Origin of the sequence: Mesorhizobium sp. M0802 (genome assembly GCF_040320115.1) — a bacterium.
Classification (GTDB): Bacteria; Pseudomonadota; Alphaproteobacteria; order Rhizobiales; family Rhizobiaceae; genus Mesorhizobium.
The window spans coordinates 1-12,317 of sequence record NZ_JAMYOY010000038.1; the positions used below are offsets into that span (position 1 = coordinate 1).

Annotated in this window: 18 protein-coding genes, 2 tRNA genes and 1 pseudogene; 10 read left to right on the forward strand and 11 right to left on the reverse strand. The window is 58.9% G+C overall.

All coding sequences use genetic code 11. The features are described from left to right. Together NKI10_RS30105 and NKI10_RS30110 are read left to right on the forward strand one after the other, a co-directional pair. Positions 1–391: pseudogene (locus NKI10_RS30105) on the forward strand (hypothetical protein); the annotation flags it as partial. Positions 392–808: 417 nt separating this feature from the next. Beyond that, positions 809–1,018 (forward strand): hypothetical protein, encoded by a 210-nt coding sequence (locus NKI10_RS30110; protein WP_352862545.1) that lies wholly within the window; start codon positions 809–811, stop codon positions 1,016–1,018. On the opposite strand, the gene NKI10_RS30115 is transcribed toward NKI10_RS30110, so the two are convergent. The 3 genes from NKI10_RS30115 to NKI10_RS30125 form a co-directional block, all read right to left on the reverse strand. After that, entirely contained in the window at positions 1,015–1,347 is a 333-nt protein-coding gene (locus NKI10_RS30115) for a hypothetical protein (protein WP_023708907.1), read from the reverse strand. The genes NKI10_RS30110 and NKI10_RS30115 overlap by 4 nt on opposite strands. A gap of 470 nt (positions 1,348–1,817) precedes the next feature. Next, positions 1,818–2,069 (reverse strand): hypothetical protein, encoded by a 252-nt coding sequence (locus NKI10_RS30120; RefSeq protein WP_352862546.1) that lies wholly within the window; start codon positions 2,067–2,069, stop codon positions 1,818–1,820. 421 nt (positions 2,070–2,490) lie between these two features. Then, a complete protein-coding gene (locus NKI10_RS30125) occupies positions 2,491–2,952 on the reverse strand; it encodes a Ros/MucR family transcriptional regulator (RefSeq protein WP_352862547.1) in 462 nt (153 codons plus the stop codon). 271 nt (positions 2,953–3,223) lie between these two features. Here NKI10_RS30125 and NKI10_RS30130 point away from each other — a divergent pair, with 271 nt between their 5' ends. From NKI10_RS30130 to NKI10_RS30145, 4 genes are all read left to right on the forward strand, one after another. Continuing rightward, the gene (locus NKI10_RS30130; RefSeq protein ID WP_352862548.1) at positions 3,224–3,973 is read left to right on the forward strand and encodes a Crp/Fnr family transcriptional regulator; all 750 of its coding nucleotides are present in this window, start codon (positions 3,224–3,226) and stop codon (positions 3,971–3,973) included. 365 nt (positions 3,974–4,338) lie between these two features. Further along, the gene (locus tag NKI10_RS30135) at positions 4,339–4,689 is read left to right on the forward strand and encodes a sensor histidine kinase (RefSeq protein WP_023743171.1); all 351 of its coding nucleotides are present in this window, start codon (positions 4,339–4,341) and stop codon (positions 4,687–4,689) included. Between the two features lie 71 nt (positions 4,690–4,760). Continuing rightward, positions 4,761–4,883: a hypothetical protein gene (locus tag NKI10_RS30140; RefSeq protein ID WP_352741313.1), complete on the forward strand. Its 123-nt coding sequence runs from the start codon at positions 4,761–4,763 to the stop codon at positions 4,881–4,883. A gap of 82 nt (positions 4,884–4,965) precedes the next feature. After that, positions 4,966–5,157 (forward strand): ATP-binding protein, encoded by a 192-nt coding sequence (locus NKI10_RS30145; protein WP_352459441.1) that lies wholly within the window; start codon positions 4,966–4,968, stop codon positions 5,155–5,157. A 145-nt stretch (positions 5,158–5,302) separates the two neighbouring features. Here the strand turns inward: NKI10_RS30145 and NKI10_RS30150 are convergent, their stop codons facing one another. The 5 genes from NKI10_RS30150 to NKI10_RS30170 all read right to left on the reverse strand — a co-directional run bounded on the left by NKI10_RS30150 (position 5,303) and on the right by NKI10_RS30170 (position 8,324). Next, positions 5,303–5,596, reverse strand: coding sequence for a helix-turn-helix domain-containing protein (locus NKI10_RS30150; protein ID WP_352862549.1), 294 nt, complete (start codon positions 5,594–5,596; stop codon positions 5,303–5,305). Positions 5,597–5,920: 324 nt separating this feature from the next. Next, positions 5,921–6,220 (reverse strand): DUF1236 domain-containing protein, encoded by a 300-nt coding sequence (locus NKI10_RS30155; protein ID WP_023669226.1) that lies wholly within the window; start codon positions 6,218–6,220, stop codon positions 5,921–5,923. A gap of 383 nt (positions 6,221–6,603) precedes the next feature. Beyond that, on the reverse strand, positions 6,604–6,870 hold the full coding sequence (locus NKI10_RS30160) for a hypothetical protein (RefSeq protein ID WP_352741315.1): 267 nt from the start codon (positions 6,868–6,870) through the stop codon (positions 6,604–6,606). A gap of 585 nt (positions 6,871–7,455) precedes the next feature. Continuing rightward, positions 7,456–7,740 (reverse strand): hypothetical protein, encoded by a 285-nt coding sequence (locus NKI10_RS30165; protein WP_352862550.1) that lies wholly within the window; start codon positions 7,738–7,740, stop codon positions 7,456–7,458. Positions 7,741–8,147: 407 nt separating this feature from the next. After that, the gene (locus NKI10_RS30170; RefSeq protein ID WP_023708898.1) at positions 8,148–8,324 is read right to left on the reverse strand and encodes a hypothetical protein; all 177 of its coding nucleotides are present in this window, start codon (positions 8,322–8,324) and stop codon (positions 8,148–8,150) included. A gap of 882 nt (positions 8,325–9,206) precedes the next feature. On the opposite strand from NKI10_RS30170, the gene NKI10_RS30175 reads away from it, so the two are divergent. The 3 genes from NKI10_RS30175 to NKI10_RS30185 all read left to right on the forward strand — a co-directional run bounded on the left by NKI10_RS30175 (position 9,207) and on the right by NKI10_RS30185 (position 10,676). Beyond that, positions 9,207–9,416, forward strand: coding sequence for a hypothetical protein (locus NKI10_RS30175; RefSeq protein WP_156937233.1), 210 nt, complete (start codon positions 9,207–9,209; stop codon positions 9,414–9,416). Positions 9,417–9,489: 73 nt separating this feature from the next. Continuing rightward, the gene (locus NKI10_RS30180) at positions 9,490–10,278 is read left to right on the forward strand and encodes a hypothetical protein (protein WP_352862551.1); all 789 of its coding nucleotides are present in this window, start codon (positions 9,490–9,492) and stop codon (positions 10,276–10,278) included. Beyond that, positions 10,254–10,676 carry a hypothetical protein gene (locus NKI10_RS30185; RefSeq protein WP_352862552.1) on the forward strand — a complete coding sequence of 141 codons (423 nt, stop codon included), beginning with the start codon at positions 10,254–10,256 and terminating at the stop codon, positions 10,674–10,676. Before NKI10_RS30180 ends, NKI10_RS30185 begins: the two co-directional genes overlap by 25 nt. Before the next feature lie 45 nt (positions 10,677–10,721). Here the strand turns inward: NKI10_RS30185 and NKI10_RS30190 are convergent. Then, positions 10,722–10,798 (reverse strand) — tRNA-Asp (locus tag NKI10_RS30190). A gap of 218 nt (positions 10,799–11,016) precedes the next feature. On the opposite strand from NKI10_RS30190, the gene NKI10_RS30195 reads away from it, so the two are divergent. After that, a tRNA-Val gene (locus NKI10_RS30195) sits at positions 11,017–11,092 on the forward strand. A 42-nt stretch (positions 11,093–11,134) separates the two neighbouring features. Here NKI10_RS30195 and NKI10_RS30200 read toward each other — a convergent pair. Further along, a complete protein-coding gene (locus tag NKI10_RS30200) occupies positions 11,135–11,995 on the reverse strand; it encodes a toll/interleukin-1 receptor domain-containing protein (RefSeq protein ID WP_352862553.1) in 861 nt (286 codons plus the stop codon). Positions 11,996–12,184: 189 nt separating this feature from the next. Next, on the reverse strand, positions 12,185–12,317 hold a 133-nt coding region (locus tag NKI10_RS30205; RefSeq protein WP_352862554.1), incomplete at its 5' end, for a transposase.

A 12,317-nucleotide genomic window follows, 5' to 3' on the forward strand; every position in this document is an offset into this window, starting at 1 on the left:
GACACTCTCCAGTTCCGACAGTGGAAGCCCGCCCGCCGAAAGGTTGGGCGGGCTTTTACAGTCAGCGTCCTTCCATCCGCAGCAGACAATCGCGCTTGGCATCAGCGACCTGGCCGAGCAAGCGATGGAAGACCGCGCGGACAAGCTGGGCATATCCTGCGCAGAGGAAGTCGGTAGCGTGTACGCGGCGATTCTCGGTGCTATCGTGCACCGCGATGCCGCTTGGCTGACTGACCGAGGCCGCGCTATATCGCGCCCGGCGGGCGTATTCAGTTCAGCGAGCCTCTGCCGGGGGGAAGCCAAGACCATCTTTCACTTGCTCGACAAGGCCGGACTTGAAGGCAAGGTGTCGAAGCGCAAGGACAGCAAATACCGTCGACCAACTGGCTGAAGGCCAAGTGCTTTGCGAACGACGAGTTCGATCTGCTCGGCGTCGAGCGTGAAGCGGGCAAGCCGGCGTTCGCTGAGGATGACACAAATCGCCGTGCCTAAGAAAGATCAGGAGCGCGCCACCTACGCCTGGATGTACGGCGCCCAAGCGTGCAAGGATGGCAAGGAGCGTGAGGTGCCATTACTGGCAGGAACATGCCGACGGGTGGCTGCAGGGTTTTGACGGTGTGCCGATGCCTGGTTTTGGATAGACCAAGACCGTCAACGACGAGATGGAAGCCGAGGTCGACGAAGCCGCCGTCGAGCGCCCCGACGAATAGCCATTTTGCCATGTGCCGTATGTTCGTTTTTGATTGAAGAAAGGGTTTCGTTGGGCCTATAAAGATTGCGTTTACCATTGCCTTTTTGGGAGGATGCGATGGTTGCAACGCCCATAGATATCGCTCAAGCGGCCACTGCGACTACGGCCACCTTGCTGAAGTGGCAGAAGTCCATGGAGGAACGCGCCACGTTTCGCCAGAACATGGATCAATCGCGCAGGGCGATCCAAGCCTCACGCGATCTGCTGAAGCGCCTTCGTCAACGTCATCGCGACGACGATAGCGCCGCGGATGCGCTAAAGGATTAGCCGCCAGGGCAGATGTGAGACGGAGGTCCGGGAACGGATTGGGGCCACGTGCGGCACCTAATGTCGCGATGGTGATGGCCGATGATGTGCTTGAACAGGAGATTGCCCATCTCCTGCATTGCCGTCATATCCGGGTAAGCCGCTAAAACGGAGCCTTCACCACCGACGCTGCCGAGCAGCGGGATCAACACGAAGCTGTCATCCCGAAACTTGCTTATGGTGGTGATCGTGAAATCGTAGTCGGGATAGGCCTCATCAAGCAGGGCGCTGATCTCGGCGAGGAATTCAGGCGTCTCGAACTGTGCGCCGATCGGCGGCACCACAATCATGTCTTTGCATACTTGCATCTCGCGCCTTCCCAAGCCGTCTCATCGTGAGCGGCTGTTCCGCCAAGGTCAAATCACGTCTTCCCTGCCGATGATCTGGAGTCAGCAAAGTTATTCACACGTCGACAAGATGGTTAGAATTGCCGCGGTTCGGTTAAGACCTCGATCATGAGGCGTGGCGCATCGTGTTGTTGGGTCTACATATTGCCTTCCTGACCCTACCCGGTAGCTCAAGCCCGTTGCCGTAATTGGCAACGGGTTTTTTTACGTCTTCATCTGGCACAGTTGATCTAATTGTATGGAACCGCGACGACAACCAAGTAATTCTGCCTTAAGCGGTCGATTCGTCGGATGTAGCCGTGCCTACGAAAACCCGCTGTTGCGCGCGCGGCGGGGTTTCTTGGCATCAAGACGCTACCCCGCCCTCAGGCCCGTTGCTTAAGCGGCGGCCTTTACAGGTCCGGCGCCGCTATCTACTGCTGAATAGGTGGAGTCACGAGACCCGGAAAGGGCAACACGTTGCCGCCCGTCCCCCGCCGGCGGCGCAGTTCAATCACGCGATAGACGAGGATGCCCATCACCATTTCCGCGCTGGCGATTTCCGATCTCGATGGCAACGACTTGAGCAATTGGTGCAGCTGTCGCGTTTCCATGGTCGCAATGTGGGCGGCAATGGCTTCGATGCTATCGCCCAAATTCGCCAGTAACCCTGCGGACATCTGCATCGCGCTACTCTACAGCCGGGAAAACGTGTTGAGATGCAGACGCGTCCTTTGGCCTTCTGCAAAGGCCAAAGCATAGGATTCGAGCTTGAATGATCGGGTGAGTTCCTGGTCTTCCTCGACCACGCGAACAAACCACTCGCCACAGGCTTCGCCAACTTCGACACAAGGGCGTGCTTTGCGAATTGGAATGATGTCAGCCAGGGCGTTGCCTCCCAGCAATCAGGCCAAACGGGATTGTAACGTCGTAAGCGGTCTTCAACAAGAAGAGTTTGGGCAGCAATACGAAACTGAGGTGTGGGCCACAAATGGCCGGCGCCATGGGTTGGGGAACCTGGGTGGGCACCGGCCAAGAGCGGACAGGTCCGCCGCGATGCATACATCGTCGATTGGTGCCGCGGTGGTAATGGTGTGATCGCGGAAGCTACGCTTTAGCCTTAGCCGCCGGCCTTGCCTTGCCCGTTACAGTTGCCGTGGGCTGCGGTGCCTTCCTACCCAGACCGATCGACTTCGCCATGGCAGACCGTGAGGCCGCATAGTTGTGAGCGACCATCGGATAAGTGGATGGCAAGTTCCACTTTGTTCGATACGCGTCAGGAGTGAGACCGAAATCCACGCGCAGATGTCGCCGAAGGGTTTTGAACCGCTTACCATCTTCAAGACAGATGATGTAATCGGGAAATACTGACTTCTTTGGATTTACCGCAGGCACTGGTTCTTCGGTCGCGGCAGCCACGCGATGGCCAATCCCAGACAGCGACGCGTGCACTGAGGCTATCAGGTCCGCCAAACCCGCGACCGGCACGGGATTGTTGCTGACGTACGCCGATACCACATCCGCCGTGAGTTCTACCAGTTCAGGGGCGTGGTCGGGGGCGTCGGTCATGGTGTGAGTCCTCGAATTTGAGAACGATCTATTATAGCTGCTGCCGCAGCTGCGCAACTCGAGGCCCGATGATGGGCCGCTTCCCTCGTAAGCACCAATCCTGTTGAGCCTGTGTTTGCCGATGGAGGAAAGGACCATCCGAAGCAGTGCCAGACTTATCACAGGTTAAGTCGGTTCCGGTGTTTATGATATAAGGTCGGGCATCATTCGCGTTCTGCTGGCCGCGGGTGACTGAGAGACCATAGCGCTCCCGCCCAAACGGAGAGCCGACATGCTTTATCAAAGCCCATTAACCGCCAAGTTCCATCGTGCCTTCACCCTCACGTCAGGTGAGCGTCAAGCTCTCGACGCGGTAAGAATAAGGATCGTTGCGATTGGCGCAAACCAGAACTTGGTTCGGGAAGGCGACCAGCCGTCCCGGTGCATAATGGTCCTGGCTGGCTTAGCCAGCACCTCGAAGGTAACAGGAGACGGGAAGCGTCAGGTCACTGCTTATCATGTGCCTGGCGACATGCCCGATCTGTTGAGCCTGCACCTCGATCTGTTGGATAGCGACGTTCGAACGGTGAGCGCTTGCAGTGTTGGCTTCATAAATCACTCGGCTATCCGGCTGCTCTGCGAACGCCACCCCAGGCTGGCGGCAAATCTTTGGCGAACGACACTGGTTGATGCATCGATTTTCCGCGAATGGGTGGTCAATGTCGGGAAGCGCCAAGCGCTTGGCCGAGTGGCCCACCTTCTCTGTGAAATCATGCTACGTATGGAAGACGCCGGACTCGCGTCCGATCAAACCTGCGCTTTTGCTGTGACTCAAGCTGACCTTGGCGAGGCGACAGGGCTGTCGGCAGTCCACATCAACCGCACGCTCAAGTCTCTTCGGGAGAAGCGCCTTACATCACTTGTGAATGGCCAATTGACCATCCATGATTGGGAAGGACTGGCCTTTCTTTCTGAGTTCCGGCACGATTACCTGCACTCAGCAAGGACCAATAAAACGGCCGAGTTCATGTCAATGCACTGATTGCTCCAGGGGAAAATCGCCAGAAATGCGGATTGGCTCCAAGGGTAGCCGGACCACTTGTTGGCCTTCGCTGACCATCAGCGGTGCGATCGCCCCCCAAACATGTTTTGCCATGGTGGCGCGGCGGAATGATCAGCAGGTTGATACCAAGCCTGTCTGGCTTGCTTCTTTTTGATGCGGCAGGCGGGGCCGCCTTGCCCCAGGCCAAACGCAGGCCCCAAACGAACCCGGCCTCACTTGGTGCACGCTCCTTTTACCGCGCGGTCAATGCTTTGATGGCGCGTCGAAGCGTTAGCGCAAGGGGTTCACTTGCGCGCAGAGTGCATTCGAATGCTTACCGGCCCACACGGGCGTTGACTATCCGTATGGCCGTCTGGGTCGTGGAGGTTAACTGGGACGGGACACCTGCTCTCCTTGCCAGCCTTCGGGACGTTTCCTCGCAGCGTGCGCAGGAGGAACGTCGACGTCAATCCCAGAAGCTCGGAGCAATTGGCCGCCTCGCAGCCGGCATAGTTCACGATATCAACAATCTGATAGCAGCGTTCGACTCGGGCCTGCGGCTCCTGCAAAAGCAACTCGCCGAAAATCCCGGCGATCCGAAATCAGCCATCCTGATCGACGAACTGCTCAAACGAACACAGAACGGCGGGGCACTTACGCAGCAATTGCTTGCGTCTCTCGGCGCCAGTCGCTTACGCCCGAAAGCATTGATCTGAACGGACGGATCGAACAGCTTTCGATGCTGCTGGAACGAACGCTCGGGAGTGCAATCAAAATTGAACGCAACTTGGACGCGGCGCTTGGCCCTGTTCTGGTCGACCCCAACCAGCTCGATGTCGCCATGCTCAATCTGGCGGTGAACGCCAAGGACGCCATGGCCGGGCGTGGGAACGCTCACAATCGAGACTAGCGATGTCCCGGACGACATCGACGATGTGCATTCACTGGCGGGTTCGTGCGTTCGTATGACCGTGCGCGATGCCGGTTGCGGCATGAACAAGGAGATTCTGGCGCAGGTCTTCGAGCCGTTCTTCACCACCAAACCCGATGGACGCGGGACCAGACTTGGACTTAGCCAGGTTTATGGCTTCGTCAAACAATCCGGTGGGCACATTCGGATCGAGAGCGAAGCTGGTGAAGGAACAAGCGTCCATCTTTTTCTGCCGCGTGTGCAGAAGCAGTAACCAGGCTCTGCCGGTATCGTCTTTGCATTGGGCATCGCGGAAGTGACGGGGCCAGTCCGCCAAAGCAATCCCGTAGAGCGACATAATGGGTTGGTTAGCGGCCGCTTTAGAGATCGGGTGCAGAGGGTACACGGGCTTGTCCCCTTTATCCTTTTTTCTCCCGGCCGCGCCACTGTCTATTAACGGCGGCTAGGCCGCTATCACCTTCTGAGCGGGTTAGCGATGGAGTGCCTTGGACGGTGAAAATGATTCCGGCATCCTCAAACGCTTTGCGGATGGCGGCCATGTTGTGGGGACGCGGTTTCCTGTATCCGTTCTCAAAAGCGCTGATCACCATCTCGCTAAGATTGGCCTTGGCGGCAAGTCGCACACGCGGCCAGTTCAGTAGGGCTCGTGCTGCTCTGACTTGATCTGCTGAGAGTAGGGTTCGGCTGTCCATAGCCAGTCGAACATTTAGTATCGCTAAACTGTTCCTCTTGACCTTCTGCGATTTCTAACGGTGTGAGGCCGGCCTGTCGCAAGCCGTCATCGATTGTAGCTGCAACCTTTCGGACGGTTGTTACCTCGGCTCCAACAAGACGTGCTGCCTGCATTCTTGCTTGGAGATCAGCCAAGCGGGCAACCAGGGCTTGCGTTCTCTCGAGTTCAGGGTTCGTCATGTTCATTTTCCAGCTGAGTGGCAATTTGAATTTGTCCGGCTGAGTAGCGTTTGAATGCACACACTCGCCACCCAAGGGTGGCGAGCGTGGGTTCGTTCGAAATCTCAGTCGTAAACTTTCACGATCTTGCGGGTGCCCGGATCGACCAGGACCGTGCGGTTGTCGACCACCACGTAACGGTATTTGACGTTCGGGACCTCGTGGATCTCCACAGTTTCCGGCAGAGCTGTCCCGACGTTCAATTCCACGCCGGGAAGGTTCACCGAAGCCAAGGGCTGCTTCTTGACATACTCACGGATGACCGTGTCCTGTTCCGGCTGGATGATAATGTCGTCAGCGGCGGCGGAGCCGATCCCCGCCAAGAGCAACATGGCTGCGGCGGTGTTCACAAAGTGCATCTTCATATCTTCTCTCCTGCAAGGACCGGCACACGACGATCATCGTCCCGCACTGCCCGGCAACCAACTTTGAACCGGGGTAAACGTTCCCGCCTACGCACCTTAGTCTAATCCGATTGGTCTAAAGTCCGACCGTACAACGCAATGGTCTTACCTTTGGACTAGGCGGAACGGATTAGGGCTTCAGGTTGTTGGTTCTCCACAACGGGAGAGAACAAATGGATCAAAGTGTTGGCCAGGCGCGATGGTTGCTCGCACCGATTTTTGCAACAGCCGTTACCTTTCTGGTAATGGCGGTCGTCCTTAGCTGACATGTCTTGGATCGGCGCAGCCAGGTCCCTTCCTGCGCTGATAGGATTCGCGAGTTGCTTGAGCGGCTGGCGAATCCTCTATTTTACCGTGCGCTGGGCCTGCTCCTTCAGCAGGCGGGGCGCTTCGTTCAGCTCATGTAACTTGGGAGGTTTACTATGGATCGGCGATCCTTTTTGACAGCGATGTTTGGCGTTGCAGGGGCAGCAGCCTTTGCAAGCGCGGTCCGGCCTATCAACGCATTGGCCGGTGTTCCAGCGGCCAAAAGCGGCATTCTCGAAGAACTCGACGCGCCAGACGCCTTCGACAACGAAGGTACTCACGCGGAAGTGGAGCCGGTCAACCATCGGCGCTACTACGACCAAGATTACGACCCAGACTACGACCCAGATTACTACCACCGGCGCCGCCGCCGGCGGGGCTGGAGAAGAGTCTGCCGTAGTTACTGGCGACACGGGCGCCGTCGGGTCCGGTGCTATCGCCGACGTGGTCCTTCGGTCGTCTTGCGATTTTAGCTAGTCGGCTGCTTCTGCCCATGGCCCGTTCCGGCTGACGTGCTGAGAACGGGCCGGTACGATTCCTTTTTCGTGGCAAACGCAATCCATCTGAGGGCACTCATCAGCAGCGCCGATGGACCTGACTTACAGCTTGGTGGTGTCGCTGTGGTGCGCCAGGAGCGGTCTGACGATCCCTCTGTGCAGCGCTTCGGCTGCCGCCAGCCTGGGAAAGCTTTTCGGAACGTTTGGTTCTGGCCGTTAGGCCACGGGGCCAAGCTCAGCCATCAGGACGCCCCGCAAGCGATGAGCAGCGGGGCCTGGTAAGGCCCGGCGACCTCCTTTTGACATACGGGGAGAAACCAAGAAGGGCGCCGAGCCTTACCGGCGCTGCTTTGAGGGAGACGACGTCGGACGAGATGAGAGTAGGCGATAATGCTAATCTCTGCGAACCATGCGAATGAAGGAAAGCCGTGTGCGATTCTTCGCTATCCAGCCACGAACCTCTGCCTTTCGGACATGGCAGTCCGTCGCTCGATCGATGATGAAGAACGCCTGATGTAGCTGCTCGACTTCGTAGAGCCCGACCCGGATCTCGAACCCTGTCTGGCCGGTGGCATCGAAGTCACCGGGACCGATGACAGAGAAGGCGACGACGATGGCGAAGCGGACGACGAGCGCGAAGCCAACGATGCCGAGTATGGCTTCATAGAGGGAGGGCAAGGCCTATAATTGTCCGGTCGAGAATGAATAGCCCGCTGCCTCACGGTGGCTGGCTTCAGTTTTTGTGGGGCACGATGTAGCGACTGCTCACCGCACCCGCCCCTGTGCCCCGCGTGACGACAATCGTGCTATACCCGGCTGGAACGGAACCTGTAGCGGAGGGGTCGATCGAACTGCATCGCCCGACGATCTCCCCGTTGGGAGCGCCCTCGAGCCTCACGGCTAACGCCAACTGGCATGTGTCAAGGGATCCGAACATGGCCGGTGATGTATCGAGTGGCTTGCAGACTCCCTGGGCGGGACTGCAAGAAAGCAAAATCATCACAGCTGCAGTTGCCGGATCCATTCGTGAAGCTCCGTTGTTCGACGAGCCTCAACGCAGAATAGCGGGCTTTGTTTCGTCGGTGCTAAAATACGAGTTTTCTGGTCTGGCTCACGGTGGCGGGCTTTTCATTGTCACAGCTTTCGCCTCTCAATTGTCCCGATCCCGAACGGTAAAACAGCCATCCGACGAGACACACCGAGGGGATTGCGATGGCCAGAAGGATGCCGCCGGCAATGTTCACCATCAACATGAAATCCATCGGACCTCTCCCTCTTATATGCCGACAGTCGGAAACTCGTGAAATCAACATGGGTGAACAGGTTGCGAACATGCTGCTACGGTTTTTGCAGAGCCACGAGATGAGACGAGACCGACCAGCACGACAGGGACTAGCTCTCGTCGCAACAAATTGACAGACAAGGACTGGACGGAGTCGAACGGCAAGGGCAGGGACGCCATCAAGCGAATTTCAAAACAGATGCCTTGGCCGACGGGTAATCGCTGAAAAGATCAAGGTATGCCCTGAGGTGACGTCACAAGGCAGTGTGCTTGGGTGTCGATCGGGCGGGCGGGTCGGAGAGGAACGGCAAATTCGGTGATGTCGCAATCGTCGGCATCACGAGCCCGCTGTATGGCGCTTAGAGCTTCGAACTCCCGCTTCGGCGCGGTGTCCATTTCGTTGCCGAAGCAAGTTCGTGACCGTGAAATCAGCTAACCGGCGCCGAAGGAGCGGCAGCATGGCGACGCCGCAGGCGAGACGCCGGGCCGCCGCCCCAAACGAGGGTGCCGTTTCAAGGCTGGTGATTTCGCCAGAGCACAGGGTGCGATTCTGACTACGCACAAGCCAGACGCTGTCATGGCGATGCTGGGTTGGCCGGGCGTAGCGGCTTCGAAGCCGCCGATTACAAGTATTCTCGCTCTGTGGCTGCCGATTCTGCGATTAAGGATTCGATGAATAGGCATGGGGGAGAAAGGCCGCTATTCTAAGCCTCATTCCCCCTCGATGCAGGAATAACGAGATCATGGAGTAGGAAAATCTCATGCTATGCGGCGGAGGTGCTTACACGGGCGAGATTCACACCCGCCCAACGACAAGGCGCCCATCCGCTGCCCGATGGACGGTGGATAGAGTTTTGGTGCCATGAGCCAAACCCACACATTACAACCGTCATCTATCCGCTTCCCGGTACAACCACGGCTGGTGCCGGCGATCAAGGCGGCGCGTTATCTCCACCTGACGCTGCGGGAATTCATGGAATTTCTGCCCGCGTTGCAGGATCAAGGCTTTCCCAAGGCCTGCCCAATCACCGGCAACTACGACATGGTTGCGATCGACGCCTGGCTCGATTAACGCTCGGGTCTTGCAGGATCAGGATCCGGCGCGCAGTCTAGCATTGACATTGCAAGAGCGAGGCTGGCGATCCTTGGGTAAGATCAAATTGAAGCACTACGTCATCCGTAAGGGCAAATACGGCTACTGGCTGCCGACGCCGAAGATGGTCGAAGCTGGCTTCAGATGCATTTCCTGTGGAATCGACGGGCCTGAGGCTTGGACGATAGCCCGGGAGTGGGAAGACCGCTGGCAGGAACTCCGCAAGGGCAGGGAGCCGTCGCGCCTGCATGTATGGCCAAAGGATTCCATCGGAGACGCCTTTGCACGCTATCGCCGCATGGATGCATGGAAGCGCAAGCCACCGCGCACCCGCGAGGATCGGGAGCGCGGCTGGACCTTCATCGAGCCGTACTTCGCCGACCTGCCGCCAGCCGACATCACCCTCGAGCTGCTCGACGACTGGTATGGCCGTCTGCTGCGGGTCAAAGGTGTCGACATCGCCTACCGTGCCGTAAAGACGTGGCGTTCGCTCTATAATGTCATGGCCGGCATGAAGCTATGCCCGCCCGGCTCCGACCCATCGCAGGCGATCCGCCGCCAGACGCCACCACCGCGCCACCAGACCTGGACGGCAGGCGAGGCGGTGCGCATGGTCAAGGGCGCCTGGCGCGCCGGCTACCGCGGACTGGCCTGCATCATCGCCGTTGCGTGGGACACGAGCTTCTCACCCGTCGACGTGCGCACGCTCACACCGGCGCAGGCAATGCAGACAGCACAGGAATGGGGTTTTCTGATTGCACGCAGAAGAGTGGCGAGGCGGCTGTCGGCACGCTGTCGTTACGCACGCAGCGCCTGGTGCTGGCCTATGTCGAATCACTAGGCGTCACCCTGCTTGACGATGCGCCGATCTTTCGCTCGCGCGGTTTCGCGCCGGGCCCGAAGGGCGGCCGGCCGCGCGCCGGCGTGCCTTACACGAAGGATTCTCTGGTCGACGACTTTGCCGATCTGCGCACGCTGGTGTTCGGGACATCGGAGAAGCGGCGGCTGATGGACATGCGGCGTTCCGGCGCGGTCGAGGCGAATGCCGGAGGCGCGTCGGTCGAGGCAATCTCGGCCAAGATGGGCGATTCGATCGACGGGAACAAGGGGCTGCAGAAGACCTATATGCCGGTCAATCTGGCCGCCGTCCGCTCAGCCGATGCCAGCCGCCGCAAGGGCAGAAAGCTGCTTGGCCTGGAACGGAACGAATACAGAAAGTTGAAACTCTCCGCAGAATGAGAGTTGAAACTTTTCAAGGGGCGGTAGCTAACCCCTTGAAATGAATGGCGCGAGTGACGGGGCTCGAACCCGCGACCTCCGGCGTGACAGGCCGGCACTCTAACCAACTGAGCTACACCCGCGCATTGGACGAGCACGTGTCAGCCGTGTTCGTCGTTGGGGCGGTGGATAAGGGGTTCGCCACCGGGTGTCAAGCGCAGCTGGACAGCATAAACGCAAACAGGAGAAGGTTTTTTGACGGGCGGCACTTTGCCCGCGAAAACCACTGTGCGGCTAAGCTCGCAGCTGTTCATTTGGCCTTGCGAAGCCGGTTGCGACCGCTTAAAGGTCCGGCCGGAGCGGGCGATTAGCTCAGTTGGTAGAGCGCTTCGTTTACACCGAAGATGTCGGCGGTTCGAGCCCGTCATCGCCCACCACTCAATTTCTTGATAAATCGGTGCTTGCCCGGAGTTACGGTCTCATATCCGGTTGTATGCGTTGTCGGCATTCTGCTTCCTGGCCTTGTCGCGTTCGAAAGGGGTGACGCAGACCAAGTCGCTCTCGAACGCTTCACGCCAGACGTAGCCGTCGCGGCAGGTGCTGTCGCCGTAAGGTCCGCCGGTCGGCGAACGATTGTTGCGGGCATTGGCATTCTGCGCCTGCACCTCGTCGTAGTCGGCAGGACTCACGCACACGCTGTCGCCGAAGATCGCCGATCGCCAGACGAATCCTTCCTTGCACCCTTTGGCCTCGATCGCTGCGGGCTCGATAGGCGACGGCAAAGGGGAGGGCCTCGGCCACAACGCCACCGTTGTCCCGCCGATGCCGAGCGCGATCATCGCGGCCAGCCCGTACAGCAGCCAGAGCCTCGGCCGCCGCGCCGCTGGCTTCGCTATCGCCGACGCAATCGCCGCCATATCGTCGTTGAAGCGCTCGTGGCGGACCTCCATGGCTTGACGCTTGGCCAGGTCCTGCAGATCGGGTGGCAAGGCGCTTTTCTTTGGCATGCTGGCGCCGTTGACGAGCACGGGGATGACGCGCACCCCAGCCTGGAGTGCCGTACGGATCTCCTTGCGCACGAAGTCGTCGGGGGACTCCAGCCGAACCTGGCCCTGCTCATCGGTAAGCGCGGCCCACTGCGGCCCCACGATCGCCAGCATGATTTTGCAACTGGCCAAACTGCGGGCAAGCGCCACCTCAAAGTCATCGCCGGGGTTGAGCTTGTCGACGTCCATGAAGATGGACGCATCAGGAAGCGCGCGGTTCAGATTATCATAGACGCGGCCCGCCACGCCGGAATCGGTCTGCCGTCGGTAGTTGATGAATACGTCGCCAAGCAAGGCCTGCCTCTTCCCACATCAACGAGAAGGCCCCAAAGTAGCATGAGCGGTGACCTCGCAGCTAGTCTGGCGACAGACTGGCCATTACTGCGGATGCAGTCCGTTTCACGTCTCGCCAGAGGACACATGCACCGGCCCTTCGCGGTTGTGTGCGTCAAGTTCTGCAAAATGGGGCGGCCATGATGCTGGTCATGCGGCTTGGCGCAGAGCGAGCTTCTTGACGGCCAACGCCCTGATCAGGCGCAGGCAGCTTTCGGTATTGGGGAAGATGCGCACGACATAGGTGCGCCGGCGGATTTCCTCGTTGAGCCGCTCCAGCATG

Coding starts and splice junctions, on each gene's coding strand:
- NKI10_RS30110 (WP_352862545.1), top strand. CDS start 809: ATGGTTGCAACGCCCATAGATATCGCTCAAGCGGCCACTGCGACTACG.
- NKI10_RS30115 (WP_023708907.1), bottom strand. CDS start 1,347: ATGATTGTGGTGCCGCCGATCGGCGCACAGTTCGAGACGCCTGAATTC.
- NKI10_RS30120 (WP_352862546.1), bottom strand. CDS start 2,069: ATGCAGATGTCCGCAGGGTTACTGGCGAATTTGGGCGATAGCATCGAA.
- NKI10_RS30125 (WP_352862547.1), bottom strand. CDS start 2,952: ATGACCGACGCCCCCGACCACGCCCCTGAACTGGTAGAACTCACGGCG.
- NKI10_RS30130 (WP_352862548.1), top strand. CDS start 3,224: ATGCTTTATCAAAGCCCATTAACCGCCAAGTTCCATCGTGCCTTCACC.
- NKI10_RS30135 (WP_023743171.1), top strand. CDS start 4,339: ATGGCCGTCTGGGTCGTGGAGGTTAACTGGGACGGGACACCTGCTCTC.
- NKI10_RS30145 (WP_352459441.1), top strand. CDS start 4,966: ATGAACAAGGAGATTCTGGCGCAGGTCTTCGAGCCGTTCTTCACCACC.
- NKI10_RS30150 (WP_352862549.1), bottom strand. CDS start 5,596: ATGGACAGCCGAACCCTACTCTCAGCAGATCAAGTCAGAGCAGCACGA.
- NKI10_RS30155 (WP_023669226.1), bottom strand. CDS start 6,220: ATGAAGATGCACTTTGTGAACACCGCCGCAGCCATGTTGCTCTTGGCG.
- NKI10_RS30160 (WP_352741315.1), bottom strand. CDS start 6,870: ATGGTTGACCGGCTCCACTTCCGCGTGAGTACCTTCGTTGTCGAAGGC.
- NKI10_RS30170 (WP_023708898.1), bottom strand. CDS start 8,324: ATGGATTTCATGTTGATGGTGAACATTGCCGGCGGCATCCTTCTGGCC.
- NKI10_RS30175 (WP_156937233.1), top strand. CDS start 9,207: ATGAGCCAAACCCACACATTACAACCGTCATCTATCCGCTTCCCGGTA.